A 24,157-nucleotide genomic window follows, 5' to 3' on the forward strand; every position below is an offset into this window, starting at 1 on the left:
GCAGATGAACGTGATGGATACCCGCGCCACCTCGGCCATGCTCTATCTCGACGGCGTGCATGTCTCGTTCGACGGCTTCCACGCCATCAACAATCTGTCGCTGACGCTCGCGCCGGGCGAGATGCGCGCCATCATCGGCCCGAACGGCGCCGGCAAGACCACGATGATGGACATCATCACCGGCAAGACCAAGCCGGACCAGGGCACCGTGCTGTTCGACGGCATCGTCGATTTGACCCGGCTCGACGAAACTCGCATCGCCGAGCTCGGCATCGGGCGCAAATTCCAGAAACCGACGGTGTTCGAGAGCCAGACCGTGCAGGACAATCTGCTGCTCGCGCTCAATGTCGATCATTCGGTGCGCGGCACGCTGTTCTGGCGCGGCAGCAAGGCCGAAGCCGAGCGGATCGACAAGGTGCTCGAGACCATCCGCCTGACCGATGCGCGCAACCGCCTCGCCGGCAGCCTGTCGCACGGCCAGAAGCAGTGGCTCGAGATCGGCATGCTGCTGGCGCAGGACCCCAAGGTGCTGCTGGTCGACGAGCCGGTCGCCGGCATGACCGATGTCGAGACCCATCTGACCGCTGAGCTTCTCAAGGAGATCAACAAGAACCACACCATCATGGTGGTCGAGCACGACATGACCTTCGTCCGCGAGCTCGGCGTCAAGGTGACCTGCCTGCACGAGGGCACGGTGCTCGCCGAAGGCTCGATCGACCAGGTGTCGTCGAACGAGCGGGTGGTCGAAGTGTATCTGGGGCGCTAGGCGATGCTGAAGGTCGACAACATCAATCTCTATTACGGCGCGGCGCAGGCGCTGCGCGGCGTCTCGCTGACCGCCGAGCCGGGCAAGGTCACCTGCGTGCTCGGCCGCAACGGCGTCGGCAAGACCTCGCTGCTGCGCGCCATGGTCGGGCAGTATCCGATCGCGTCAGGCGCGATCAATTTCGACGGCAAGGACATCACCGCGCTGAAGCCTTATGAGCGGGCGCGGCGCGGCATCGGCTTCGTGCCGCAGGGCCGCGAGATCTTCCCGCTGCTGACGGTGGAAGAGAATCTGAAGACCGGCTTCGGCCCGCTGAAGCGCGAGGACCGCAACATCCCCGATGACGTGTTCTCGCTGTTTCCGGTGCTGCAGACCATGCTGGGCCGCCGCGGCGGCGACCTCTCCGGCGGCCAGCAGCAGCAGCTCGCAATCGGCCGCGCGCTGGTGATGCGGCCAAAACTCCTGCTGCTCGACGAGCCGACCGAGGGCATCCAGCCCTCGATCATCAAGGATATCGGCCGCGCCATCTCCTATCTGCGCAACCTCGGCAACATCGCCATCGTGCTGGTCGAACAATATCTCGACTTTGCCTGCGAACTCGGCGACAGTTTTGCCGTGATGGACCGGGGTGCGGTGAAATATGCCTGCGACCGCGCAAGCCTCGATCCCGCCGAGATCAGCCGCCAGATGGCGCTGTGAAGACAATGTGACGCCGCCTTTCATGGCGCGCGTGAGGGAGCGTCGGGGGAATGCGGAGCGGGATCGCAGGCGCGGCGGCGGCGACGTTTGCGGCAAACCGCGCCCAGGGCGCAGTGCGGTTCGGCGTGCATCGCAAGGACGGCGCGACCCGGCGGGGCGACCTGCATGAGTCGGGCTCGCTGCGCGTCCGCTTCCCGTCGCCGGAGGACGACGGCCTCTCGGCCATGTTCGTCAATACGGCCGGCGGTATCGCCGGCGGAGACCGCTTCGAGATTGGCATCTCGGCCGGCGAGGGCGCACGCTTGACGCTGACCACGGCAGCCGCTGAGAAGGTCTATCGCGCGCCCGGCGCCGCTGCCCAGCTTGATATCTCGCTCAGCGTCGCGGACGGCGCGCATCTCTCCTGGCTGCCGCAGGAGACTATCCTGTTCGACCGCGCGCGCATCGTCAGGAGCTTCGACATCGACCTTGCCGAGGGGGCCTCGCTCCTGCTCTGCGAGATCGTGGTGTTCGGCCGCGCTGCGATGGGCGAGATCATGCGCCATGGTGAATTCGTCGACCGCTGGCGGATGCGCCGTGGCGGCCGGCTTGCGTTTGCCGAGACCGTCAGGCTCGACGGCGAGATCGGCGAGAAGCTGGCAAGGCCCGCGATTGCAGGCGGCGGCTGCGCGATCGGCACGGCGCTGATCGTGCCGGGCGACGAGGCGCTGGTCGAGCGCATCCGCGAGGCGTCGGAAAGCTTCGGAGGTGAAGTCGGCATCTCGGCCTGGAATGGCTTTGCAATGGCGCGCTTCTGTGCCCAAGATGCGGCCCGGTTGCGCGCCGACATGATGGCGGTGCTCGGCCGCGCCTCCATCGTCCCGCTGCCAAGACTCTGGCTTAACTAAAGGCCTGTGGCTCAACTCATCCTTTCAACGCTTGCAGAGTGCTCGCATGAATTTGTCTCCCCGCGAAAAGGACAAGCTGCTGGTTTCGATGGCGGCCATGGTGGCGCGCCGCCGGCTCGAGCGCGGCGTCAAGCTGAACCATCCCGAGGCGATCGCGCTGATCACCGATTTCATCGTCGAGGGCGCGCGCGACGGCCGCACCGTCGCCGAGCTGATGCAGGCCGGCGCCAAGGTGCTGACCCGCGACCAGGTGATGACCGGCATTCCGGAGATGATCCACGACATCCAGGTCGAGGCGACCTTCCCCGACGGCACCAAGCTCGTCACCGTCCACGAGCCGATCCGATAGGAGCGCGACATGATCCCCGGCGAACTCTTCATCAAGGACGGCGAGATCGAGCTCAATGCCGGCCGCAAGACCGTGACGCTGTCGGTCGCCAACAGCGGCGACCGCCCGATCCAGGTCGGCTCGCACTATCATTTCTTCGAGACCAATCCGGCGCTGAAATTCGACCGCAAGAAGGCCCGCGGCATGCGCCTCGACATCGCCGCCGGCACCGCCGTCCGCTTCGAACCCGGCCAGACCCGCGACGTCCAACTCGTCGCCCTCGCCGGCAAGCGCGTGATCTACGGGTTTCGTGCCGAGGTGAAGGGGAAGCTGTGACGTGCGAGGTTGCCTTGGTGTCAGGTGAGGTGAGCACGCTGCTCAGGCTCCCTCCCCCCTTGCGGGGGAGGGTTGGGGAGAGGGGTAAGCCCCGGGCGCCAATCGAAGTCGCTTCTCGTTCTCACGCCAACTGCGGTTGCGATCAGAGGGGAGCTTTGTAACCATGCTTCCTGCAATCCGCCTCATCTCCGAAGCTGCCGATCTTGCCGCACGCCGGCACAACGGCATGGCGCGGAAGGGACGGGGCAACGAGCCCTACATCAACCATCTCGCCGAGGTCGCGAACCTGCTTGCGATCGCGACCGATGGTGCGGATGCCGAACTCGTTGCGGCCGGCTGGCTGCACGATACGATGGAGGACACCGACACCACACGCGAAGAGCTCTCGGCGAGGTTCTCTGATCGCGTGGCCCTCCTCGTCATCGAATGCACCGATGACATGAGCCTGCCAAAGGCCGAGCGGCGGCGGCTGCAAGTCGTCGACGCGCCCAAGAAGTCGGCCGACGCCAAGCTGATCAAGATTGCCGACAAGATCAGCAATATCGGCGCGCGTATTCACTCTGATCCGACGACGGAGGAGCGCGACGATCTGGTCGACTACACCGCTTGGGCCGAGCAAGTGGTCGCGGGCTGTCGTGGCGGCAATCCCTGGCTTGATACGAAGTTCGACGACGTGGTGCGAAGGGCGAGGCGCTCGTTGTGACCGCCGGTCAACAATTCAAACACAAACGGGGCTGACATGTCCGTGAAGATCAAGCGTTCCGTCTATGCCGACATGTTCGGCCCCACCACCGGCGACAAGGTGCGGCTCGCCGACACCGATCTGATCATCGAGGTCGAGAAGGACCTCACCACCTATGGCGAGGAGGTGAAGTTCGGCGGCGGCAAGGTGATCCGCGACGGCATGGGGCAGTCGCAGGTGACCAATGCGCAGGGCGCGGCCGACACCGTCATCACCAATGCGCTGATCGTCGATCACTGGGGCATCGTCAAGGCCGACGTCGCGATCAAGGAGGGCATGATCGCGGCGATCGGCAAGGCCGGCAATCCCGACATCCAGCCCAACGTCACCATCGTGATCGGCCCCGGCACCGACGTGATCGCGGGCGAGGGCAAGATCCTTACCGCGGGTGGATTCGACAGCCACATCCATTTCATCTGCCCGCAGCAGATCGAGCACGCGCTGATGGCGGGCGTCACCTCGATGCTGGGCGGCGGCACCGGTCCGTCGCACGGCACCTTCGCCACCACCTGCACGCCCGGCCCGTGGCACATGGGGCGGATGATCCAGTCGTTCGACGCCTTTCCGGTCAATCTCGGCATCTCCGGAAAGGGCAATGCGTCGCGTCCGGCGGCGCTGGTCGAGATGATCAAGGGCGGCGCCTGCGCGCTGAAGCTGCACGAGGATTGGGGCACCACGCCGTCGGCGATCGACACCTGCCTGTCGGTTGCCGACGACTATGACGTCCAGGTGATGCTGCATTCGGACACGTTGAACGAGTCCGGCTTCGTCGAGGACACCGTGAAGGCCTTCAAGGGCCGCACCATCCACGCCTTCCATACCGAAGGCGCCGGGGGCGGCCACGCGCCCGACATCATCAAGATTGCCGGCCTGAAGAACGTGCTGCCGTCATCGACCAATCCGACCCGGCCGTTCACCCGCAACACCATCGACGAGCATTTGGACATGCTGATGGTGTGCCACCATCTCGACCCGTCGATCGCCGAAGACCTCGCCTTTGCCGAGAGCCGGATCCGCAAGGAGACCATTGCCGCCGAAGACATCCTGCACGATCTCGGCGCGCTCTCGATGATGTCGTCGGACTCGCAGGCGATGGGCCGCTTGGGCGAGGTCATCATCCGCACCTGGCAGACCGCCGACAAGATGAAGAAGCAGCGCGGCGCGCTGCCGCAGGACAAGGGCAACGACAACGACAATTTCCGCGTCAAGCGCTACATCGCCAAGTACACCATCAACCCCGCGATCGCGCATGGCGTGTCGAAGCTGATCGGCTCGGTCGAGAAGGGCAAGATGGCCGACCTCGTGCTGTGGTCGCCGGCGTTCTTCGGCGTCAAGCCGGACTGCATCATCAAGGCCGGCTCGATCGTGGCAGCTCCGATGGGCGATCCCAATGCCTCGATCCCGACGCCGCAGCCGGTGCATTACCAGCCGATGTTCGCCGCGTTCGGCAAGTCGCTGACCGCCTCCTCGGTGGTGTTCACCTCGAAGGCCGCGGTCACCGGCGGCCTCGCCCGCAAGCTCGGCATCAGCAAGAAGCTCTACGCGGTGCAGAACACCCGTGGGAAAATCTCCAAGAAGAGCATGATCCACAACGACGCGACGCCCGAGATCGAGGTCGATCCGGAGACCTATGAGGTACGCGCAGACGGCGAGCTGCTGACCTGCGCGCCTGCTGAGGTGCTGCCCATGGCACAGCGCTATTTTATGTTCTAAAACCACCCCCGGTAACTTACCTAGAAAAGAAACCGGGAGGAATTTCCGTGATTTACGTCGTTGCTACGCTGACCATCAAGCCCGAGACCCGCGCCGAATTCATCGCCGCGGCGACGGCCTGCATCAAGGAAACCCGCAAGGAGCCCGGCAACATCGCCTACGACCTGCACGAGAGCGTCACCGACCACAGCAAGTTGGTGTTTGTCGAGCAGTGGGAGAACGCCGACGCGCTGGTGCCGCATCGCACCGCCGAGCACATGAAGACGTTCGGCCGGGTCGCCGTGAAGTGCATGGCTGCGCCGCCGAAAATCGAGGTGATCACGCCCGAGAAAGTCGACGTCCGGTAATAAAAACAACAACGGAGCAACATCATGATCTATGTCATCGCGACTACCCCGATGAAGCCGGAAAACAAGGACGACTTCATTCGGGGGCACAAGGCGTGCATCGCCGAGACCCACAAGGAGAAGGGCTGCCTCTCCTATGAGGGCCATGTCAGCGTCAACGATCCCAATCTGTATGTGGTGGTGGAGCGCTGGGAAACCCGCGACGACCTGACCGCACACAGCAAGGCGCCGCACATGAAGGTGTGGCGCGAATATTCCGCCGACATGAAGACCGGCCCGACGGTGATCGAGATCATCAGCGACGCCAAGGTTCAGAAGCTCTAACGTATCGGCATGAAGGGTTCGATGATCCGCGCAACCAAGGTCCTGGGACAGCATCGCTTCAAGGAAGCGGCGGCCGACACCGTCGTGCTCGATTTCGACGACCGGCACCGGCGGCGGATGGCGATGACCGGGACGCGCGGGCTCGAATTCCTGCTCGACCTCGAAAACGCCGTCGCGTTGCGCGGCGGCGATGCGCTGGTGCTGGAGGACGGCCGCCTGGTCGAGGTGGTCGCGGCTCCCGAGCCGCTCGCGGAAATCCGCGGCAGCGATCCGCATCACCTGATCCGGGTCGCCTGGCATCTCGGCAACCGCCATCTGCCGACGCAGATCATGCCGAAGGGCCTGCGCATCCGGCGCGATCACGTCATCGAGGCGATGGTGAAGGGGTTAGGGGCCCGCGTCATCGAGATCGAGGCGCCGTTCGATCCCGAGGGCGGCGCCTATGCCGAGCATGCGCACGCCGACGCGCACGCGCATGGTCACACCGGGCACGATCATGCCCACAGCCATGCGCATGACCATGGTCACCACCATGATCATGATCACGGGCACGACCACGACCACCATCATGATGAGCATTGCGAGCACGCTCATCATCACCACGACCACTCCCATGCTCATGACCACAAATGAGCCCGATCCCGCCGCGATGCGCGGCGGGATCGCGGATGACGAGGCGGCCGCGCTGTACCGGCTGCTGACGTGGCTGTCGCCGTCTTTTCCGGTGGGGGCGTTCGCCTATTCCAGCGGCATCGAATGGGCGGTCGAGGCCGGCGACATCACTGACGCCGCCTCGCTGCGCGACTGGCTCGCCGCGATGCTCAGCGACGGCAGCGGATTTTGCGACGCCGTGTTTCTCGCGCAAAGCTTTCGCGCGGCGGCGGAGCAAGACTGCGCCGGGCTGAAAGAGATCGCCGAGCTCGCCGCGGCCTTCGTGCCGTCGCGCGAGCGGCAGCTCGAGACCACGACACAGGGGCGCGCCTTCATCGAGATCGCCCGTGCCGCCTGGAATTCGTCCGGTCTCGACGCGATGGTCGCGGCCTGCGACGGGCCGATCGTCTACCCGGTTGCGGTCGGCATCGTCAGCGCGGCGCACGGCATTCGGCTGGCGCCGTCGCTGCATGCTTTCCTGCATGCCGTGGTGTCGAACTGGATCTCGGCAGGCAGCCGGCTGATCCCGCTCGGGCAGACCGACAGTCAGCGCGTGCTGGCGGATCTCGAGCCGGTCGTCGCCGCGACCGCAGCGCGGGCCGATGCAGCCGCGCTCGACGATCTCGGCAGCGCGACCTTTCGGGCCGACCTCGCCAGCCTGCGCCACGAGACGCAGTATACGAGGCTGTTTAGGTCATGATGCGCAGCTCTCCCCAGCCGTCGTCCCGGCGAAGGCCGGGACCCATAACCACCGAGGCTTGTGGTTATGCAGTGCTGTGGCCCCAGCTTCGCGCAGCAATTGAATTCGGTGGTAATGGGTCCCGGCCTTCGCCGGGACGATGATGGATGGATTGATATGCCCAGTTCTCACGGCCCACTCCGCGTCGGCGTCGGCGGTCCGGTCGGCTCCGGCAAGACCGCGCTGATGGACCTGCTCTGCAAGTCGATGCGCGAGCGCTACGACATCGCCGCGATCACCAACGACATCTACACCAAATGGGATGCCGAATTTCTGGTGCGCTCCGGCTCGCTGACGCCAGACCGCATTGCCGGCGTCGAAACCGGCGGCTGCCCGCACACTGCGATCCGCGAGGACGCATCGATGAATCTCGCCGCGGTCGCCGACATGCGCGCAAAATTCCCCGACCTCGATCTGGTCCTGATCGAATCCGGCGGTGACAATCTGGCGGCGACCTTCTCGCCCGAATTGGCGGATCTCACGATCTATGTCATCGACGTCGCCGCCGGCGACAAGATCCCCTCCAAGGGCGGTCCCGGCATCACGCGATCCGACCTCCTGGTGATCAACAAGATCGACCTTGCGCCCCATGTCGGTGCGTCGCTTGAGAAGATGGACACCGACGCCAGAAGGATGCGCGGCGAGCGGCCCTTCGTGATGACCAATCTGAAGAAGAGCGACGGTCTCGACCGCATCATCAGCTTCATCGAGACCAAGGGCGGCCTTCGGTCGCAGGGTGCAGGCAAGCTGGGAAAGGCGAGGTAGCGCGTTAATCATTGTGGCGCACGGCCGGCCTGTTCTTACCAGCGGAGCAAGCGGCACCCCTCTCCCCAGCCCTCCCCCGCAAGGGGGCAGGGAGCCCTTTCGCCTGTGCTTCCCTTACAAGCGCGGCGCTGTTCTCGAGACGCTCGATCGCATGCCGTGAAGCAACCGTATGCTTTGACGTAAGGTGAGCACGATGGTCGGGCTCCCTCCCCCCTTGCGGGTAGGGCTATCGCATATGGGCCAGGACGGTGAGAAGGAAGTCGTTGCTCCATCTTGCCTGGAGCATTTTGTGGCTGGTCCGCGCTGGACCTGGCGTGGCTTGCAGGGCGTTGATGGCGAGCTTGCGGATGACGGCAAGGTTCTCCGGGGCGTGGTCCTTGCGGCTGCGGCAAGCGTCCTCGTCGAACAGAACGTCGAGAACCCAGTGCAGGTTGTTCTCGATGCTCCAGTGGGCGCGGACGACGTCGAGCAGCTTCTTGGCCGACAGCCGCCGCGAAGCCAGAAAGTATCGGGCCGTCCGCTTGGCAGGCTTGCCGGCCGTTGCGCGCCAGCTGTCGATGCGGCCGACCGCGACGATAGCGGGGAAGCCATGTTGCTTCGCCAATTGCGGTGCCGGCACGATGATGGCTTGCCGGCGCTCGATGCGATCGTGGGCGGCGGTTCTTCGCTGGCTTGCTCGCGCAGGCCGTCGGGCGGTGTCGAGCAACGCCTTGGCGGCCTTGAAGAGCCGGCCGCGATTGCTCTTGATGGCTAGAACGTAGTGGCCCTTCCGGTCGCGGATGGCCTGCGCGACATCGGGCCGGCAATGCAAGGCGTCGGCAGTGACAAGAGCGCCGTCCAGATCGAGCGAGGCGAGGACTTCGAGAACGCCGGCAACCTCGTTGCGATTGGGGGCCTTCCTTTGAGCCAGCGCCATGCGTGTGCCTGCCGCCCAGACATTGACCATATGCAGCGGTGTGGATTGCCGCCCACGCATGAAGGCGCCGCGCAACGCCTTGCCGTCGATGCTGACCACGCCCTTGATGCCGAAGCCCTTGCTGAGCTTGCGCAAAATCGCTTCCAACCCCTTCGGGTCCAGAGCACGGAAGACGTTGCTGAACGTATCGTGGCTGGGGATGCCGGATCTGAGCTCCAGGAACCGCTGCAACAGCTCCTCTCGGCCTTTGCCGAAGAACTCGAACTCGGTGCAGGTCTTGGCGCCGGCCAGTGTCGCCGCCAAGGCGATGACGATGATCTCCACCAGATCGTGCCGCACGTTGCTGGCGCGGGGGTCCTTGAGTGGTCGAAGCAGGCGCTTGAGTTGGCGCATTCTGGTCTCCCTCGGGAAGCGAGAGACACCCAAAGAATCCAGTTCCAACCGCTTGGCAACACCCCTCCATCGCCATATGCGATTCCCCTACCCTTGCGGGGGAGGGCAGGGAGAGGGGTGAGCCACAAGCTCCGCTCCCTAATACTCCGCCGCAAAAAAGCTGCGCAATCGCCGGAACAAATTCCGACTTTGACGATTAGCAACCTTTGGTGCCGCCAAAGACCGCCGGGTGGCGTCGTCGTTAATGTTGCCGACCGGCTCCTGTTGCGTACCGATGATCGCTATTCCATATTCCTTTGCGGCCGGCCGTCATCACACCCTGATTTGTCGCCGCCCCCGCAGAAGCCAGATGCCTACCGTCCCCTTTCGCCACCCCCTGATTGCCGAGTAAGCGTGTGGTTCGACTGGGCTTCATCGTTGCATTGATTGCTCTGATCGGAGTTCTGCTCTCCGGTCTTGCCGCCTATCGAGTGCACGATCAGGAGCTCGCGATCGACGGTATCGCGCTGGCGCGGGCGATCGACGTCCATGCCAGCCTGGTGCAGGACCGCCTGACCGAGCGCGAGCTGCTGGCGCGGGTGGCCTCGGGGCTGTTCCGGACGCCGTCGATGGTGAAGGCCAACATGCTGCAGCCGCTGCGCTCGGCGATCTATGCCTTCAAGACCGATTTCGTCTTCGCGGCCTGGATCGCTCGTCTCAGGCCGAATGAGCTTGCCGCGGCGGAGGCCGAGCTGAAGGCCAACGGCTTCACCAATCCGACGATCCGGGATTTCGACGACCAGGCGCTCGACCTCAAGGCGCTCGACAAGCCGATCAACGTGCTGATGGACGTCGAGCCGCGCAATCCGGAGACCTTGAGCATCCCGGGGCGCGCCTTCGATCGTCACTCGGTGGTCGGTCCGATGCTGGCGCGGGCGATGGCGAGCGGCAAGCCGGTGGCCTCGGACCCGGTGCCGCTGCTCCGGCTGAACGGCCCGGTCGGGGTCGTGCTCGCCGCGCCGGTGTTCCCGGAGGGCGCCTCCGAGCCCGCCGGCTTCATCACCTTCTCGTATGAATTGTCGGCGCTGATGCTGACCAACGACGATTCCTCGCTGTTCGCGGTAGCCTTAAAGGACCCGCGCGATTCCAACGACGAGTTCACCGCCAACGAGCAGGGCTTCGTCACCTCGCGCGCGGTGCGCCAGGACGGCCCGATGCCGTCGATGGTCCGCACGGTGACGTTCGGCGGCCGCGACTGGTCGCTCGACTATTACGCCAAGAGCAATGCCACGGTGCGCGCGCAGCAGACCGCGACCATCGTCGCGGCGATCGGGCTCGCGCTGACCGGGATCGTCTGCGGCCTGTTCGGTTATGTCGCCTACAACAATCTGCGCCTCAGCCGCGAGATCGAGGTCCGGATCGGCTTCGAGCGCCGGCTGACCGCCGTGATCGACGAGCTCAACCACCGGGTCAAGAACATCCTCGCGGTGATCCAGTCGATCGTCACCCGCACGCTGCGGCACGGCGCCGACATCGACGTCGCGCGCGAGCTGCTGATCGGGCGCATCCACGCGATGTCGAATGTCGTCACGTTGCTCAGCGAGAGCCAGTGGCAGGGCGTCAAGCTGAAGGGCCTGTTCGAATCGCGCGCGATCCCGCATGCCGACCGGATCGCGGTGAACGGTCCCGACATCACCGTCAGCGCCCGTGCCGCGCAATCGCTGTCGCTGCTGTTCTTCGAGCTCGCCTCGCACTCCGACGAAGGGTTGTCGCTGGTCGGCAAGCACCCGCATATCGTCGCCAATTGGGAAGTCACGGGCGAGGATGCCGACGCGGTCTTCCATTTCCGCTGGGAGGAGTTCAACACCAGCCAGGCGACGCGGCGGGCCGACAGCGACTTCGGCCTGATCCTGCTCGACCGTGTCGCGCCCGAGGCGCTCGGCGGCACCGCGAAGCGCTACTTCACCGACGTCTCCTATGTCTACGAGCTCACCGCGCCGATGGACACGGTCGTCGACATGACCGAGCGCGACCGCACCGAGCAGTTCTCGGCCCCGGTTCGTCCGGGGAAGAAATAGAGCCGCTGCAGCCGCTCCAGGTTGTGTCGCTCGCGTGCTGCCCGGATTGATCGAAATCAGGCGCACGGGACGACGCTGCTTCATCTGTGACGACGTCCCGCATCCGTATTTGCCCGCGACCGAGTGTTAAAACTTCGTTGAACATGCTTGGGCATATACCGAGCAGGATACCGTCTGAGGACCCCGATGAGGCTTTGGGTCAGCCTGACCTTGCTCGCGGCAGTTTTGCCCGTAGGGCTGTCGCTTGCCTTGACCCCGGCGACGACGCCCCGCGACCCTGCGGCAATCCGCGCCAGCTATCGCCGGCCGGACGTCGTTCCCTTCCCGAGCAGCAATCCCTATTCCGAGGCGAAATCCGCGCTGGGGCAGATGCTGTTCTTCGATCCGTTGCTGTCGCGATCAAAGACGCATTCCTGCGCGAGCTGCCACAAGCCGAGCCTGTCATGGGCCGACGGCCTTCCGCGCGGCATCGGCGAGGATCCGAAGGGGCTGCCGATCCGTTCGCCGACGCTGATCGACGTGGCTTTCTTCGAGCCGTTGGGCTGGGACGGCAAGTTCAAGGACCTCGAATCCGTTGCATTCGGGCCGATCCTCAGTCCGATGAACCTGAACATGACCGAGGCGGAATTGATCGCGCGTCTGTCGGCGATCCCGGGCTACGTCGACGCTTTCGCCCACGCGTTCGGAGACGGCGCGATCACCCGGCCGAGGATCGAGCAGTCGCTGGCGACCTTCGAGCGCTCGATCGTTGCCGGCGAGGCACCGTTCGACCGCTGGATCAAGGGCGACGATGGCGCGATCAGCGCGTCGGCCAAGCAGGGCTTCGAGCTGTTCAACGGCAAGGGACGTTGTTCGTCCTGCCACAGCGGTCCGTCCTTCTCAGACGGATCGTTCCAGGATATCGGCACTGCGAGGGGCCATGACATCGGGCGCGGCCATTTCTTTCCGACGTCGGTGAAGCTGAAATATGCGTTCAAGACCCCGACACTGCGCGACGTCGCGCGCCGCGCGCCCTATATGCACGACGGATCGGTCGCAACGCTGGAAGATGTCATCGAGCTGTACAACAAGGGCGGGATCGAGCGGCCGAGCCGGTCGCCCGACATCAAGCCGTTGTCTCTGACGGCAGGCGAGAAGAAGGACCTGATCGCCTTCCTGCAGACCCTGACCGCAACGGCCCCACCGGTGGCGGGGATCCCCAAACTGCCGCGCTGAGCACTGCAGAGGGCATAGGAGGCGGCTCGTCAGGCGAGGTGCGGCAGTGCGGCCCCAAGCAGGCCGAGCCCTGCGATCAGCAGCGCGCCCGCGCAGGTCTCCAGCGTCGCCGCGCGCGCAGCGGACGGCTTTGTCAGATAGGCGAGGGCCGACCCCACCCCGATACTCACGGCACTCAAAACACCGAACATTTAACCGGCCTCCCGATCCGATTTGTTCGGGTTTCACTACGACAGTTGAATTGAGCTCCCGTGCCGGAATTAGCTAAAATTCGATGGAACCGGCCGGAAAACACTGCACTTGGGACGGGTCGGGACTTGCCTGCCGCAATTAACCACAATGCAACCAGCGGATGTCACGGGCAGGCGCAAAGCGTAAAATTTGATATAAGTTAAACAAGTCCTTAAGTGTGCATGTGTGGGCGGTCGGTTCGATGTTTAGTGGGCAGGAGCGTGATGCCGGCTCGGCTGTGCGCTCCTATTTCGCCACGTGCCTTGCAGCGGTCTTGTTTTGCGTGACAGCCGCGCGCAGTGCCGAGGCACATGTCAAATGGTTCTGCGCCTACGATGTCGCCGGGCAGCCCCGGGGACTCGAGAACGTCCTTTGCCTCGACTTTGAACTGCTGCTCGGCGTCGCCGTCTTCTGGTTGTTTGCGGGCTGCCTGATCGAGCCCACGTCGGTGGGGGATGCGACGATCCGGGTGCTCGACCGCGTCACCGAGGCATTGCGGTCGCGCACCGAGTTGATGATGCGCGCGGTCTGCGCCTTCTTTTTCATCTCGATCTGGGCCGTGGGCGGAATCCTGCTGACCCCCGAATTGAAGACGACGTCGCCTTTCGTGGGCGCGCTGCAGCTCGGCATCGCCGCCGGCATGCTGTCGCGGCGCACGCTGCCGCTGTCGGCGGTCGGCATGGCGATCCTGTTCGGGATCGGTGTCCGCGACTACGGCATCTTCCATCTCGCCGATTACCCGATTTTTCTCGGCGTCGCCGCCTATTTTGCGCTCATCGGGCTGAACAAGGACCTGTTCGGCATCCGGCCGATCGACGTGATGCGGTACGCTGCGGCGGTGACGTTGATGTGGGCCTCGGTCGAGAAATGGGCCTATCCGGAGTGGAGCTTCCCGCTCCTGATCGAACACGCCGGGATGGCCCTCGGCTTCGACAACGAGTTCTACATGCGCGCCGCCGGCATGGTGGAATTCGCGCTGGCCTTTGCCCTGATCTGGACGCCGCTGATCCGGCGTTGCGCTGCGACCGTGCTGGCGGGGATGTTCATCAGCGCATGCTTCGAATTCGGCAAGATCGACACGATCGGACACTCGGCGATCATCGCCGTGCTGTTTGCGATCATCGCCGACAACAAGGTGCTGCCGCGCGATCGTCGCGCGCCATGGCTTGCCCCGGTCGCGCTTTGCGCCGCGCTGTCACTGACGTTGTTCGTCTACTATTTCGGCCATGCCGCGATCTTCAAGACCTCGATCCTGTAGATCGACACCGCCCGATGGGGCTATTTGGCGACGTGGACGGCCAGCTTCATCTTCGGATGAATGCCGCACAGCACGGTGTAGTCGCCGGGCACGGAGAAGGTGACGTCGAATTTGCTGCCCGGCTGCTGATCGCCCGAGTCGAAACTGAACGTATCGCTGCTCAAATAAGCGTGATGCAGCAGCTCGCCGTCATCGTTAATGAATCGTAAAATCTCGCCGCGTTTGATCGAGATCTCGGCGGGCTTGAATTCACGATCCTTCTGCGAGATGACATAGGGCCCTGCGCCCAAAGCTGCTCCGGCCAGCGCTCCGGTGACGATCGCTGCCGCAAATGGCGCGCGGCCGAACCGGCCCAGGCGCAAGGCGCGCAACAAGCCCAACTGCATGAAACCCCCGCTTGAACCTCGAACACCCGACATCGGCTACTCCAGGGTGCATGTGGTGCCTCCCGGATTTACCTATGACCGTGATTATCGCCAGCCGATCTTAACGATTTCAGCATCAGTTCCGGTCACTACTAAGGCAATTTTGATCAGACAATTATACTTCCGCAGCGCTGCGCGTTTCTGCGTAGCTTGAACATCGAGCACTACGGCGAAACGCGGGTATGGACAGCCTATTAGGCAACCTCAAGGTGAAGAGCGCTGCGGCCTTTCGGTTCGCAACCGGCCGCCTGTCGCGCCTTGCGCTGACCAAGGGTTCGATCCGCGCCCAGATTCTGATTTTTTGCCTCGCGATGAGCGCTGTTGCCGTCGCGCTCGGCGGATACTCCATCCTGGGGATCCGCCACGCCGGCGATCTGGTGGCCAAGACGTTCGATGAATCCCTGATGTCGATCAATTACGCCCGTGCCGCCGGTGCGGACTTCGCCTCGATGCGGGTCGCCTCGTCACAGCGCCTGCTGACCACGGATCCGGATATCCGTGCCGGCCTCGACAGCCAGATCGAGAAACTCGCGAAGACGCTCTCCGAGGATCTGACGATCGCGGCCGACCGGTCGCAGTCCTCGCGGGCTGCGCAAGCCGCCGCAAAGGTCCAGGAAGCTGCCGACGCCTGGATGGCGCTGCATCGCCGCGCGATCGCATCGTCGGTGGAGGGAAATTCGGCCGTCGATCCGCATGCATCGGGCACCACGGTCGGCGACGTCGATCGCTACTCCAGGATCGTCAGCCAGCAGGTCGAGCTGCTGGTGAACTATACCGCCGGCGACGGCTTTCTGTTCCGGCAGAAGGCGCTCTCGACGATCAAGCGGGACCTGCAGCTCAACGTCGCCGGGCTGACGGTCGCGCTGTTCCTGTCGGCGCTGTTCTCGTGGTTGTTGGCCCGCCGCATCATCGGTCCTGTCGCCATTGCATCGCGGGCCGCTCGCAGCATCGCCGGCGGCGACCTCGATGCGACCGTCCCCAAGGGCGGTACCGACGAACTGGGTACGCTGCTGACCGCCATGGAAACCATGCGCGACAACATCAGGCGGATGGTCGATCGGGAGGTGTCGCAACGCCGCTCCGCGCAGGCGCGGCTTTCCGACGCGCTTGAAACGTCGCCGGAAGGCGTCGTGCTGCTCGATGCGGATGGCCAGATCGCGCTGGCCAATTCGCGGGCGAGCGAATTCATCCGCCTCTCGCCGCAGCTTCTGCAATCGGATCGGCTCGATGCCCCGAGCCTGGCGCCGGCCGACGGTGACAACGATGGTTTTGCGAGCGAAGCGCGGCTGTCGGACGGACGCTGGCTGCGTGTCAGCCGCAGCGAGACGCAGGAGGGCGGCGTCGTCCTGGTCTACAGCGATATCTCCACGTTGAAGCAGCAGAAGGCGGAGCTGCACGAGACCAATCTGCGGCTCGATGCGGCGCTCACGCACATGTCGCAGGGGCTGTGCCTCTACAACAGCGAGGCGCGGCTGCAGGTCGCCAATCGCCGGTTCTGCGAAATCTTCGATATTTCGCCGGAGCTCGTCGTCCCCGGGATGACCATGGAGGACGTGCTCGGGCTCAGCGTCGCCGCGGGCAATCATGCGGACCGAACCGTCGCCGACCTGTTGGCGGAGCGCGAGCGCTCGATGGCCCAGCACGACGGCAACTATCTGCAGCATCTTGCCGATGGGCGGATCATCGCCATCGCGCAGCGGCCGACAACCGACGGCGGCTGGCTCGTCACCTGCGAGGATGTCACCGAACAGCAGCGGGCCGAGTCGCAGATCGCGTTCATGGCGCGGCACGATGCCCTGACCAAGCTGCCGAACCGCACGCTGCTGGCCGAACGGATCGAGCTGGCGGTCGCGCAGGTCGGCCGCGGATCCGGCTTCGCGGTGTTCTGCCTCGATCTCGACAATTTCAAACAGGTCAACGACACGCTCGGGCACCCGGTCGGCGACGAACTGCTCTGTGCGGTCGCGGACCGGCTCAACGCCTGCGTCCGCGAGGTCGATACCGTTGCCCGTTTGGGCGGCGACGAGTTCGCGGTCATTCAGTGTGGCGTGCAGGGCGGCGAGGAGGCCGAACGCCTGGCCCGCCGCATCGTGGAATGCGTCGGCGCCCCCTATGAGCTGAACGGGCATCGCGTCGTGGTCGGCTGCAGCGTCGGCATCTCGATGTCGCCGGGCGACGGCACCACCGGCGAGAAGCTGCTGAAGAATGCCGACGTCGCCCTGTACCGCGCCAAGATGGAAGGCCGCGGCACCTGGCGCTTCTTCGAGCCTGCGATGGACGCCAGCCTGCAGCGGCGTAGGGCGATCGAGCTCGACCTTCGCGAGGCGATGCTCAAGGACGAGTTCTCGCTGTTCTACCAGCCGCTCTACGATCTCCATCTCGACCGCATCTGCGGCTTCGAGGCGCTGCTGCGCTGGCATCATCCGAAGCGCGGATTGGTGCCGCCGGACCAGTTCATTCCGATCGCGGAGGAGATCGGCCTGATCGGTCCACTGGGCGAATGGGTGCTCGGCCGCGCTTGCGAACAGGCCGTCACCTGGCCGAGCGAGATGAAGCTCGCGGTCAACGTCTCCGCGGTGCAGTTTCGCGATCCCGACTTCACCGACGTCGTCGTCAACGCGCTCGCGGCGTCGAAATTGTCGCCGCGCCGGCTGGAGCTCGAAATCACCGAGTCGGTGTTCCTCGTCAACAGCAGCGAGACGCTTGCAACGCTGCACAAGCTGAAAGCCCAGGGCGTGCGCATTGCGCTCGACGATTTCGGCACCGGTTACTCGTCGCTGAGCTATCTGCGCAGCTTCCCGTTCGACAAGCTCAAGATCGACAAATCCTTCGTGCGCGACGCGACCGCGACGCATGGATCGAAATCGATCGTGCGCGCGGTCATCAGCCTGGGCAGGAGCCTCGGCATGACCACGATCGCCGAAGGCATCGAGACCGTCGAGCAGCTCGACCACATGCGGGCCGAGGGCTGCAACGAGGCCCAGGGCTTCCTGTTCAGCCATCCGGTCCCGGTGACCGAGATCGCGGCCAAGATCCTCGAACTGAGGAGCGGCTTCAAGCCGGCCGCGGTCAAGAAGGCGATGGCGAGCTAGGTTCCCGTATCCCTTGCAAAACAAAAGGCGGCCCGATCGGGCCGCCTTTCCGTTTCAGCATCGCGCTCTTTTATCCGCCATTGCCGCCGATCACGGCGCGCACGGTGTTGTCGGGACCGAAATCCTCGGCGCTGTCGACATAGAGCAGCGCGGAGAGCTTCGAGCGCGCGCGGTTGACGCGGCTCTTGATAGTGCCGACCGCGCAGCCGCAGATCGCCGCGGCATCCTCGTAGGAGAAGCCGGATGCGCCCACCAGGATCAACGCTTCGCGCTGGTCCTGCGGCAGCTTTTCCAGCGCCGCGCGGAATTCCTCGAACTCCAGATGCGCGGCCTGCGACGGCTGGCTCTTCAGCGTCTTGGCATAGTTGCCCTCGGCATCCTCGACTTCGCGGCGCCGTTTGCGGTAGTCGGAGCGAAACAGGTTGCGCAGGATGGTGAACAACCACGCGGGAAGGTTGGAGCCGGGCTGGAACGAGTCGATGTTGGCGATCGCGCGCAGCAGCGTCTCCTGCACCAGATCGTCGGCGCGGTCACCATTACCGGATAGCGAGATCGCGAACGCGCGCAGGCTCGGGACCGACGCCAGGATGTCGTCGCGAAGTTCATTCGTGAGAGGCATTAGTCCCCTCCATTGTTCTTGTCGGGATCGCCCCCGGCCACGGCCGCAGCGGCAGCCTCGGGTCCGTCGAGTTTGCGGATCAGCTCCGCAAAGCGGTCGGGCACCCCCTGCCGCACCACGTCGTCGTACATGGCGCGCAGCTGGTGGCCGATTCTCGACTGAATCTCGGCGTTGAGACCGCCCTGCTTCTTTACTTCCTTCATGATCTGATCCACGCTTCCCCGGGAGTTAAGTCTCTGATTTCCAAGATGTTTCCTCGAAGAAAGAGGCTGGCCGCGTTGCCTCGTCGGTCAGGAGCTAATGCGAAGTTGCGCAGAAAGTTCCGGAAGGCTGGAACTATTTCGTGGAACTTTTCCGGCTTTCGCGCGTAGTCGGGCATGCAGGGGAACCGGGGTCGCCCCGGAAAATGGATTCTCGGAGCTGGGTTCTGTCGTCCCCAGACAACGGGTTTCGGGCCGCCAGGCCCAACGACCCAGGCTTAAGAACAAGGATGGAGTGGGAATGTCCCGATCGCAGATCGTTGCCGAACACCTTCCGCTGCTGCGCCGTTACGCACGCGCGCTGACCGGAAACCAGGCGTCGGGGGACGCCTATGTCGGGGCCATGCTCGAGGCCCTGCTGCAGGATGGATCATTGCTGGACCAGGCGCATGGCCCGCGCGCCGGCCTGTTTCGGCTGTTCACCCAGATCTGGAATTCGGTGTCGGTGAACAACAACGACAATGAAGACGTGGCGACGCTGTCTCTGCCGCCGGAGCGCCGGCTTTCCAACATCACGCCGCTGCCGCGGCAGGCCTTCCTGCTGCTGTCGCTGGAAGGCTTTTCGGAGGAGGAGGTCGGCTACATTCTCGGCACCGATATCGCCGAGACGCGCAAGCTGACCGATGCCGCCGGCCGCGAGATGGCCGCCGAGATCGCCACCGATGTCCTGATCATCGAGGACGAGACGTTCATCGCGATGGATCTCGAGAGTCTGGTGAAGAATCTCGGCCACAACGTTATCGGCGTCGCGCGCACCCACTCCGACGCGGTGGCGCTCGCCACGAACAAGAAGCCCGGCCTGATCCTCGCCGACATCCAGCTCGCCGACGGCTCGTCGGGCCTCGATGCGGTGAACGAGCTGCTGCGCACCTTCGAGGTGCCGGTGGTGTTCATCACGGCCTATCCGGAGCGCTTCCTGACCGGCGAACGGCCGGAGCCGGCATTCCTGATCTCGAAACCGTTCCAGCCGGCGATGGTGTCGGCGGTGGCGAGCCAGGCGCTGTTCTTCCAGCGCAACTCGCGCAACCGCACGCCGCGTGCGGCGTCGGCATGACCTGAAATTACGCAAGAGGCAAAATCCAGCCGGCGTACCGAAAGGTACGCCGGTTTTTTCGTTTGGGTCGTTCAACCCGGGCGGGTGCGCCTCCCCTGTTGCGGAACAGAGATCATCGACACGAGTTTGCTTCTTATTGCCTGGGCTTGGCGGAGTCATTGTGTCGATATTGCAAACCCCGATAGCTGATCGTGGTGAACTCACCGAACGCCTCTTCATCGGCCGCAGCGAGCTTGCGGGACTCATCAAGAATCTGGATTGGGCAAGCACATCGTTAGGCTCGCCCGAGGCGTGGCCGGACAGCCTGAAGACTGCCGTGCGCATCATGCTCACATCGCAGCAGCCGATCTGGATCGGCTGGGGTGACGATCTGACGTTCCTCTACAACGATCCCTACAAATCGATCATCGGCGGCAAGCATCCGCGCGCGCTCGGCGAGCCGACCCGCGTGGTCTGGCACGAGATCTGGGACGACATCGCGCCGCTCCTCACCAAGGCGATGAGCGGGAGCGAGGGCACCTATGTCGAGGCCCAGCTGCTGATCATGGAGCGCAACGGCTTCCCTGAAGAGACCTACTACACGTTTTCCTACAGCCCGATTCCCGATGCCGACGGTCTGCCCGCCGGAATTTTCTGTGCCAATACGGACGATACGCAGCGTGTCATTAGCGAGCGCCAGCTTTTGCTTCTGCGCGAGCTTGCCAGCCGTGCGGCCGAGGCGCGAAACGTCGGCGAGGCCTGCGAGCGCAGCGCCGAGGCCCTTGCGACCGATCCACAGGATTTGCCCTTTGCGATGATCTATCTGATCGATCCAGAGGAGCAGGTTGCGCGGCTGGCCGCAACCAGCGGCATCGACCGGCATCATAGCGGGGTAAAGCCGCAGCTGGCGCTCGACGGCAGCGAAGTGTGGCCGATCGCCGACGTGTTGGCGGGCCGCGACGGAGTGCTGGTGCAGAACCTGAAATCTCTGTTCGATCTCGATTTCCCTTCCGGTGGCTGGCGCCAGGCGCCGCAGCAGGCCGTCGTGCTTCCGGTACTTGCCGCCGGCGATGCGGTGGCGGGCGTCCTGATTGCTGGGCTCAACCCATTCCGCCTCTTCGACGAACGCTATACGAGCTTTCTCGGATTGGTATCGACGCAGATCGCCGCCGTCATCAGCAACGCCCAGGCCTACGAGGAGGAACGCCGCCGCGCTGAGGCGCTGGCCGAAATCGATCGCGCCAAGACCACCTTCTTCTCCAATGTCAGCCATGAATTCCGTACCCCGTTGACCTTGATGCTGAGCCCGCTCGAGGAATTGCTGTCCGGAGGGGAGGGCCACCTGCTGCCCGCGCAGCGCTCGTTGGCGGAAATCGCGCACCGCAACGGACAACGCCTGTTGAAGCTGGTCAACACTTTGCTCGACTTTGCGCGGATCGAGGCGGGTCGCGCCACCGCCAGCTTCGAGCCCGTCGACCTTGCGGCGCTGACGTCGGATCTCGCATCTAACTTCCGCTCCGCGGTCGAGAAAGCGGGTCTGCGCCTTGCGATCAGGACGCAACCGCTGCCCGAGCCGGTCTATGTCGATCGCGACATGTGGGAAAAGATCGTTCTCAATCTGCTGTCGAACGCGTTCAAGTTCACGTTCGAGGGCGAGATCGCGGTCGTGGTCAAGGCCTCGCCCGATGGCGCTGAAGTCACGGTCAGCGACACCGGGACCGGCATCCCCGCGGCGGCGCTGTCGCATGTGTTCGAGCGCTTTCACCGTGTCGAGAGCGCACGGGGCCGCTCCTTCGAGGGCAGCGGCATCGGTCTTGCGCTGGTGCGGGAGCTCGTGAAGCAGCATGGCGGCCAGATAAGGGTCGAGAGCGAGATTGATCGCGGCACCTCGTTCACCATCACGCTCCCGTTCGGAACGGATCATCTTCCCGCCGATCAGATCAACGCGATCGCGCCGGCCGAACGGAGCAGCGTCCGTGCCCAGGCCTATCTCGACGAGGCGTTCGGATGGCTGGAAGGGAGCGAGACCGACGATCGGCCCGATCCGTCCTCGCCCGAGGATCTCGGTTTGGCCGCGCCTGCCGCCTCCGGGCCCCGCCACCGCATTCTGCTCGCGGACGACAATGCCGACATGCGGGAATATGTACGTCGTTTGCTGGCGCCGCTCTATGACGTCGAGGCGGTCGAAGACGGCAAGGCCGCGCTGGAGGCGGTATGGCGGCGGCGCCCCGATCTCGTCCTGAGCGACATCATGATGCCGCGGCTCGACGGCATCAGTCTTCTCAATGCGCTTCGCGCTGATGCGGACCTCAAAGGGCTGCCCGTCATCTTCCTGTCGGCGCGGGCGGGCGAAGAGGCGAAGGTCGAAGGCCTGCAGATCGGCGCCGATGACTATCTCGTCAAGCCGTTCAGCGCACGCGAGCTGCTCGCGCGGGTTGCCGCCAATCTCGAACTGTCGGCCACACGGTCTGAGCGCGCGGTGCGGCTTGAAGAGGAGGCTCACGTGCTCGAGCTCCTGAACAAGGTTGGCAGCACAGTCGCCGGCGAGCTCAATCTGGATCGGGCCGTCCAGATCGTCACCGATGCCGCGACCGAATTGACCGGTGCCGCCTTCGGCTCGTTTTTCTACAATGTGATCAACGACAAGGGCGAGAGCTACATGCTCTACACCCTGTCCGGCGTACCGCGCGAGGCGTTCTCGCGGTTTCCGATGCCGCGCAACACGGCGGTATTCGCGCCGACCTTCAACGGCGATGCGATCGTGCGGTCCGACGACATCCTGAAGGATCCGCGCTACGGCAAGAACCATCCGCATTACGGGATGCCGAAGGGGCATCTGCCGGTGCGGAGCTATCTCGCTGCGCCCGTGGTGTCGCGGTCCGGCGAAGTGCTGGGCGGCCTGTTCTTCGGCCACCCTGAGCCGGGTGTGTTCGGCGATCGTGCAGAGCGGTTGATCGCCGGTATCGCCGCGCAGGCGGCGACAGCGATCGACACTGCGCGGCTATTCCAGGCCGCCGAGCGCGAGGTCGCCGAGCGCCGTCGCGCCGAAGCCGCATTGCAGATCCTCAACACGACGCTGGAGCAGCGCGTCTTGGAAGAGGTGCAGGAGCGGACCAAGGCCGAAGAGCAGCTGCGTCAGATTCAGAAGATGGAAGCCGTCGGCCAGCTGACCGGCGGCATCGCGCACGACTTTAACAACATGCTGGCGGTGATTATCGCCGGTCTCAATCTGATCCAGCGCAAACTCGACAGGGGAGAAACCGATGTCGAGCGCTTCGTGGGAGCCGCGATCGACGGCGCGCAGCGCGCCGCGGGTCTGACGCAGCGCCTGCTTGCGTTCTCGCGTCAACAGCCGCTCGCGCCGGTGACGCTCGATGGCAACAAAATGATTTCCGGCATGGCCGACCTGCTGGCCCGCACGCTTGGCGAGACCATCAGTCTCGAAACCGTGTTGGCCGCGGGCCTGTGGCGGGTCCGTGCGGACCCGGGCCAGCTCGAAAATGCCGTTCTCAACCTCTGCGTCAACGGCCGGGATGCGATGCCGGACGGCGGCAAGCTGACACTCGAGACCGCCAACAGCTATGTCGATGAGGTTGCGGCAAAGGCATACTCGATTCCGTCAGGGCAATATGTGATGATCGCCGTTGCCGATAACGGCGTCGGCATGAGCGCAGACGTCATCGCCAAGGCGTTTGATCCGTTCTTCACCACCAAGGGCGTCGGCAAGGGAACCGGCCTCGGCCTCAGCCAGGTCTATGGCTTCGTGCGCCAGTCGGGTGGCCACGTGAAGATTTATTCGGAGATTGGCGTCGGTACCACCGTCAAGATATATCTGCCGCGGCATCTTGGCGAAGCCGGTCCGGAGTTTGTCCGGCGTGTGCCGATGGCCTCATATCGCGGGCGGACGAACGAGGTCATCCTGGTGGTCGAGGATGAGGATCGCGTGCGCGGCGTTTCGGTCGAGGCGCTGCGGGAACTCGGCTACACCGTGGTCAGCGCAGCCAATCCCCACGAAGCCCTGAAACTTCTCGATGGCGGGCTTTCGGTGGCGTTACTGTTCACTGACGTGGTGATGCCGAGCATGTCCGGTCGCGAACTCGCCGTGCAGGCACGCGACCGCATTCCGGGCCTCAAGGTGCTTTACACCACGGGCTACACCCGCAACGCGATCATCCATAACGGCATTCTCGATCCCGGCACCAATCTGCTGCCGAAACCGTTTTCGATCGACGAACTGGCGACCAAAGTCCGCGAGGTCCTCGACGGAATCTAAAGCATGATCCGGAAAAGTGCGAAGCGGTTTTCCGAAAAGATCATGCTCAAACAAAGCGCCAAAACGTGATGACGATTCAACCAAATCT

The 24,157-nt window shown here is 64.3% G+C and carries 22 protein-coding genes; 18 read left to right on the forward strand and 4 right to left on the reverse strand.

Going from position 1 to position 24,157, the window contains the following annotated elements:
• The first annotated feature begins 4 nt into the window (after positions 1-4).
• From urtD to ureG, 12 genes are all read left to right on the forward strand, one after another.
• Positions 5-766 carry an urea ABC transporter ATP-binding protein UrtD gene (gene urtD, locus JQ507_02605; GenBank protein QRI70450.1) on the forward strand — a complete coding sequence of 254 codons (762 nt, stop codon included), beginning with the start codon at positions 5-7 and terminating at the stop codon, positions 764-766.
• Positions 767-769: 3 nt separating this feature from the next.
• Entirely contained in the window at positions 770-1,465 is a 696-nt protein-coding gene (urtE, locus tag JQ507_02610; protein ID QRI70451.1) for an urea ABC transporter ATP-binding subunit UrtE, read from the forward strand.
• Between the two features lie 50 nt (positions 1,466-1,515).
• A complete protein-coding gene (locus tag JQ507_02615; GenBank protein ID QRI70452.1) occupies positions 1,516-2,352 on the forward strand; it encodes an urease accessory protein UreD in 837 nt (278 codons plus the stop codon).
• A gap of 46 nt (positions 2,353-2,398) precedes the next feature.
• Entirely contained in the window at positions 2,399-2,701 is a 303-nt protein-coding gene (locus JQ507_02620; protein ID QRI70453.1) for an urease subunit gamma, read from the forward strand.
• 9 nt (positions 2,702-2,710) lie between these two features.
• Positions 2,711-3,016, forward strand: coding sequence for an urease subunit beta (locus JQ507_02625; GenBank protein QRI70454.1), 306 nt, complete (start codon positions 2,711-2,713; stop codon positions 3,014-3,016).
• 163 nt (positions 3,017-3,179) lie between these two features.
• Positions 3,180-3,719, forward strand: a complete 540-nt coding sequence (locus JQ507_02630) for a bifunctional (p)ppGpp synthetase/guanosine-3',5'-bis(diphosphate) 3'-pyrophosphohydrolase (protein ID QRI70455.1) — start codon at positions 3,180-3,182, stop codon at positions 3,717-3,719.
• Positions 3,720-3,755: 36 nt separating this feature from the next.
• Positions 3,756-5,471, forward strand: a complete 1,716-nt coding sequence (ureC, locus tag JQ507_02635; GenBank protein ID QRI70456.1) for an urease subunit alpha — start codon at positions 3,756-3,758, stop codon at positions 5,469-5,471.
• A 47-nt stretch (positions 5,472-5,518) separates the two neighbouring features.
• Positions 5,519-5,818 carry an antibiotic biosynthesis monooxygenase gene (locus JQ507_02640; protein ID QRI70457.1) on the forward strand — a complete coding sequence of 100 codons (300 nt, stop codon included), beginning with the start codon at positions 5,519-5,521 and terminating at the stop codon, positions 5,816-5,818.
• A gap of 24 nt (positions 5,819-5,842) precedes the next feature.
• Positions 5,843-6,142, forward strand: coding sequence for an antibiotic biosynthesis monooxygenase (locus JQ507_02645; protein QRI70458.1), 300 nt, complete (start codon positions 5,843-5,845; stop codon positions 6,140-6,142).
• 21 nt (positions 6,143-6,163) lie between these two features.
• Positions 6,164-6,775 (forward strand): urease accessory protein UreE, encoded by a 612-nt coding sequence (locus JQ507_02650; GenBank protein ID QRI70459.1) that lies wholly within the window; start codon positions 6,164-6,166, stop codon positions 6,773-6,775.
• Positions 6,756-7,493: an urease accessory protein UreF gene (locus tag JQ507_02655; GenBank protein QRI70460.1), complete on the forward strand. Its 738-nt coding sequence runs from the start codon at positions 6,756-6,758 to the stop codon at positions 7,491-7,493. Before JQ507_02650 ends, JQ507_02655 begins: the two co-directional genes overlap by 20 nt.
• A 156-nt stretch (positions 7,494-7,649) precedes the next feature.
• Positions 7,650-8,297, forward strand: coding sequence for an urease accessory protein UreG (gene ureG / locus JQ507_02660; protein ID QRI70461.1), 648 nt, complete (start codon positions 7,650-7,652; stop codon positions 8,295-8,297).
• A 226-nt stretch (positions 8,298-8,523) separates the two neighbouring features.
• On the opposite strand, the gene JQ507_02665 is transcribed toward ureG, so the two are convergent.
• Positions 8,524-9,606 carry an ISAs1 family transposase gene (locus JQ507_02665; protein ID QRI70462.1) on the reverse strand — a complete coding sequence of 361 codons (1,083 nt, stop codon included), beginning with the start codon at positions 9,604-9,606 and terminating at the stop codon, positions 8,524-8,526.
• 395 nt (positions 9,607-10,001) lie between these two features.
• Between JQ507_02665 and JQ507_02670 the strand changes: the two genes are divergently transcribed.
• From JQ507_02670 to JQ507_02680, 3 genes are all read left to right on the forward strand, one after another.
• On the forward strand, positions 10,002-11,663 hold the full coding sequence (locus tag JQ507_02670; protein ID QRI70463.1) for a CHASE domain-containing protein: 1,662 nt from the start codon (positions 10,002-10,004) through the stop codon (positions 11,661-11,663).
• A gap of 186 nt (positions 11,664-11,849) precedes the next feature.
• Positions 11,850-12,878: a c-type cytochrome gene (locus tag JQ507_02675; protein QRI70464.1), complete on the forward strand. Its 1,029-nt coding sequence runs from the start codon at positions 11,850-11,852 to the stop codon at positions 12,876-12,878.
• A 505-nt stretch (positions 12,879-13,383) separates the two neighbouring features.
• Positions 13,384-14,367: a hypothetical protein gene (locus JQ507_02680; GenBank protein QRI70465.1), complete on the forward strand. Its 984-nt coding sequence runs from the start codon at positions 13,384-13,386 to the stop codon at positions 14,365-14,367.
• Between the two features lie 20 nt (positions 14,368-14,387).
• On the opposite strand, the gene JQ507_02685 is transcribed toward JQ507_02680, so the two are convergent.
• Complete coding sequence (locus JQ507_02685; protein ID QRI70466.1) at positions 14,388-14,753, reverse strand: methylamine utilization protein; 366 nt, start codon at positions 14,751-14,753, stop codon at positions 14,388-14,390.
• Positions 14,754-14,974: 221 nt separating this feature from the next.
• Between JQ507_02685 and JQ507_02690 the strand changes: the two genes are divergently transcribed.
• Positions 14,975-17,884: an EAL domain-containing protein gene (locus JQ507_02690; protein QRI70467.1), complete on the forward strand. Its 2,910-nt coding sequence runs from the start codon at positions 14,975-14,977 to the stop codon at positions 17,882-17,884.
• 70 nt (positions 17,885-17,954) lie between these two features.
• Here JQ507_02690 and JQ507_02695 read toward each other — a convergent pair whose 3' ends face one another.
• The gene (locus tag JQ507_02695) at positions 17,955-18,503 is read right to left on the reverse strand and encodes a sigma-70 family RNA polymerase sigma factor (GenBank protein ID QRI70468.1); all 549 of its coding nucleotides are present in this window, start codon (positions 18,501-18,503) and stop codon (positions 17,955-17,957) included.
• Positions 18,503-18,706, reverse strand: a complete 204-nt coding sequence (locus JQ507_02700; GenBank protein QRI70469.1) for a hypothetical protein — start codon at positions 18,704-18,706, stop codon at positions 18,503-18,505. Before JQ507_02700 ends, JQ507_02695 begins: the two co-directional genes overlap by 1 nt.
• 298 nt (positions 18,707-19,004) lie before the next feature.
• Between JQ507_02700 and JQ507_02705 the strand changes: the two genes are divergently transcribed.
• A complete protein-coding gene (locus JQ507_02705; protein QRI70470.1) occupies positions 19,005-19,817 on the forward strand; it encodes a response regulator in 813 nt (270 codons plus the stop codon).
• 316 nt (positions 19,818-20,133) lie between these two features.
• A complete protein-coding gene (locus JQ507_02710) occupies positions 20,134-24,069 on the forward strand; it encodes a response regulator (protein QRI70471.1) in 3,936 nt (1,311 codons plus the stop codon).
• The last annotated feature ends 88 nt before the right edge of the window (positions 24,070-24,157 follow it).

It is taken from the genome of Bradyrhizobium sp. PSBB068, assembly GCA_016839165.1.
In the GTDB taxonomy this organism is placed as follows: Bacteria; Pseudomonadota; Alphaproteobacteria; order Rhizobiales; family Xanthobacteraceae; genus Bradyrhizobium.

What these genes read in the sequence shown, in the direction of transcription:
- JQ507_02620 (QRI70453.1), top strand. Translation starts at nt 2,399, where the DNA reads ATGAATTTGTCTCCCCGCGAAAAGGACAAGCTGCTGGTTTCGATGGCG.
- JQ507_02690 (QRI70467.1), top strand. Translation starts at nt 14,975, where the DNA reads ATGGACAGCCTATTAGGCAACCTCAAGGTGAAGAGCGCTGCGGCCTTT.
- JQ507_02630 (QRI70455.1), top strand. Translation starts at nt 3,180, where the DNA reads ATGCTTCCTGCAATCCGCCTCATCTCCGAAGCTGCCGATCTTGCCGCA.
- JQ507_02650 (QRI70459.1), top strand. Translation starts at nt 6,164, where the DNA reads ATGATCCGCGCAACCAAGGTCCTGGGACAGCATCGCTTCAAGGAAGCG.
- urtE (QRI70451.1), top strand. Translation starts at nt 770, where the DNA reads ATGCTGAAGGTCGACAACATCAATCTCTATTACGGCGCGGCGCAGGCG.
- JQ507_02655 (QRI70460.1), top strand. Translation starts at nt 6,756, where the DNA reads ATGCTCATGACCACAAATGAGCCCGATCCCGCCGCGATGCGCGGCGGG.
- JQ507_02700 (QRI70469.1), bottom strand. Translation starts at nt 18,706, where the DNA reads ATGAAGGAAGTAAAGAAGCAGGGCGGTCTCAACGCCGAGATTCAGTCG.
- JQ507_02695 (QRI70468.1), bottom strand. Translation starts at nt 18,503, where the DNA reads ATGCCTCTCACGAATGAACTTCGCGACGACATCCTGGCGTCGGTCCCG.
- JQ507_02645 (QRI70458.1), top strand. Translation starts at nt 5,843, where the DNA reads ATGATCTATGTCATCGCGACTACCCCGATGAAGCCGGAAAACAAGGAC.
- JQ507_02615 (QRI70452.1), top strand. Translation starts at nt 1,516, where the DNA reads ATGCGGAGCGGGATCGCAGGCGCGGCGGCGGCGACGTTTGCGGCAAAC.
- JQ507_02675 (QRI70464.1), top strand. Translation starts at nt 11,850, where the DNA reads ATGAGGCTTTGGGTCAGCCTGACCTTGCTCGCGGCAGTTTTGCCCGTA.
- ureC (QRI70456.1), top strand. Translation starts at nt 3,756, where the DNA reads ATGTCCGTGAAGATCAAGCGTTCCGTCTATGCCGACATGTTCGGCCCC.
- JQ507_02665 (QRI70462.1), bottom strand. Translation starts at nt 9,606, where the DNA reads ATGCGCCAACTCAAGCGCCTGCTTCGACCACTCAAGGACCCCCGCGCC.
- JQ507_02705 (QRI70470.1), top strand. Translation starts at nt 19,005, where the DNA reads ATGTCCCGATCGCAGATCGTTGCCGAACACCTTCCGCTGCTGCGCCGT.
- JQ507_02685 (QRI70466.1), bottom strand. Translation starts at nt 14,753, where the DNA reads ATGCAGTTGGGCTTGTTGCGCGCCTTGCGCCTGGGCCGGTTCGGCCGC.
- JQ507_02625 (QRI70454.1), top strand. Translation starts at nt 2,711, where the DNA reads ATGATCCCCGGCGAACTCTTCATCAAGGACGGCGAGATCGAGCTCAAT.
- ureG (QRI70461.1), top strand. Translation starts at nt 7,650, where the DNA reads ATGCCCAGTTCTCACGGCCCACTCCGCGTCGGCGTCGGCGGTCCGGTC.
- urtD (QRI70450.1), top strand. Translation starts at nt 5, where the DNA reads ATGAACGTGATGGATACCCGCGCCACCTCGGCCATGCTCTATCTCGAC.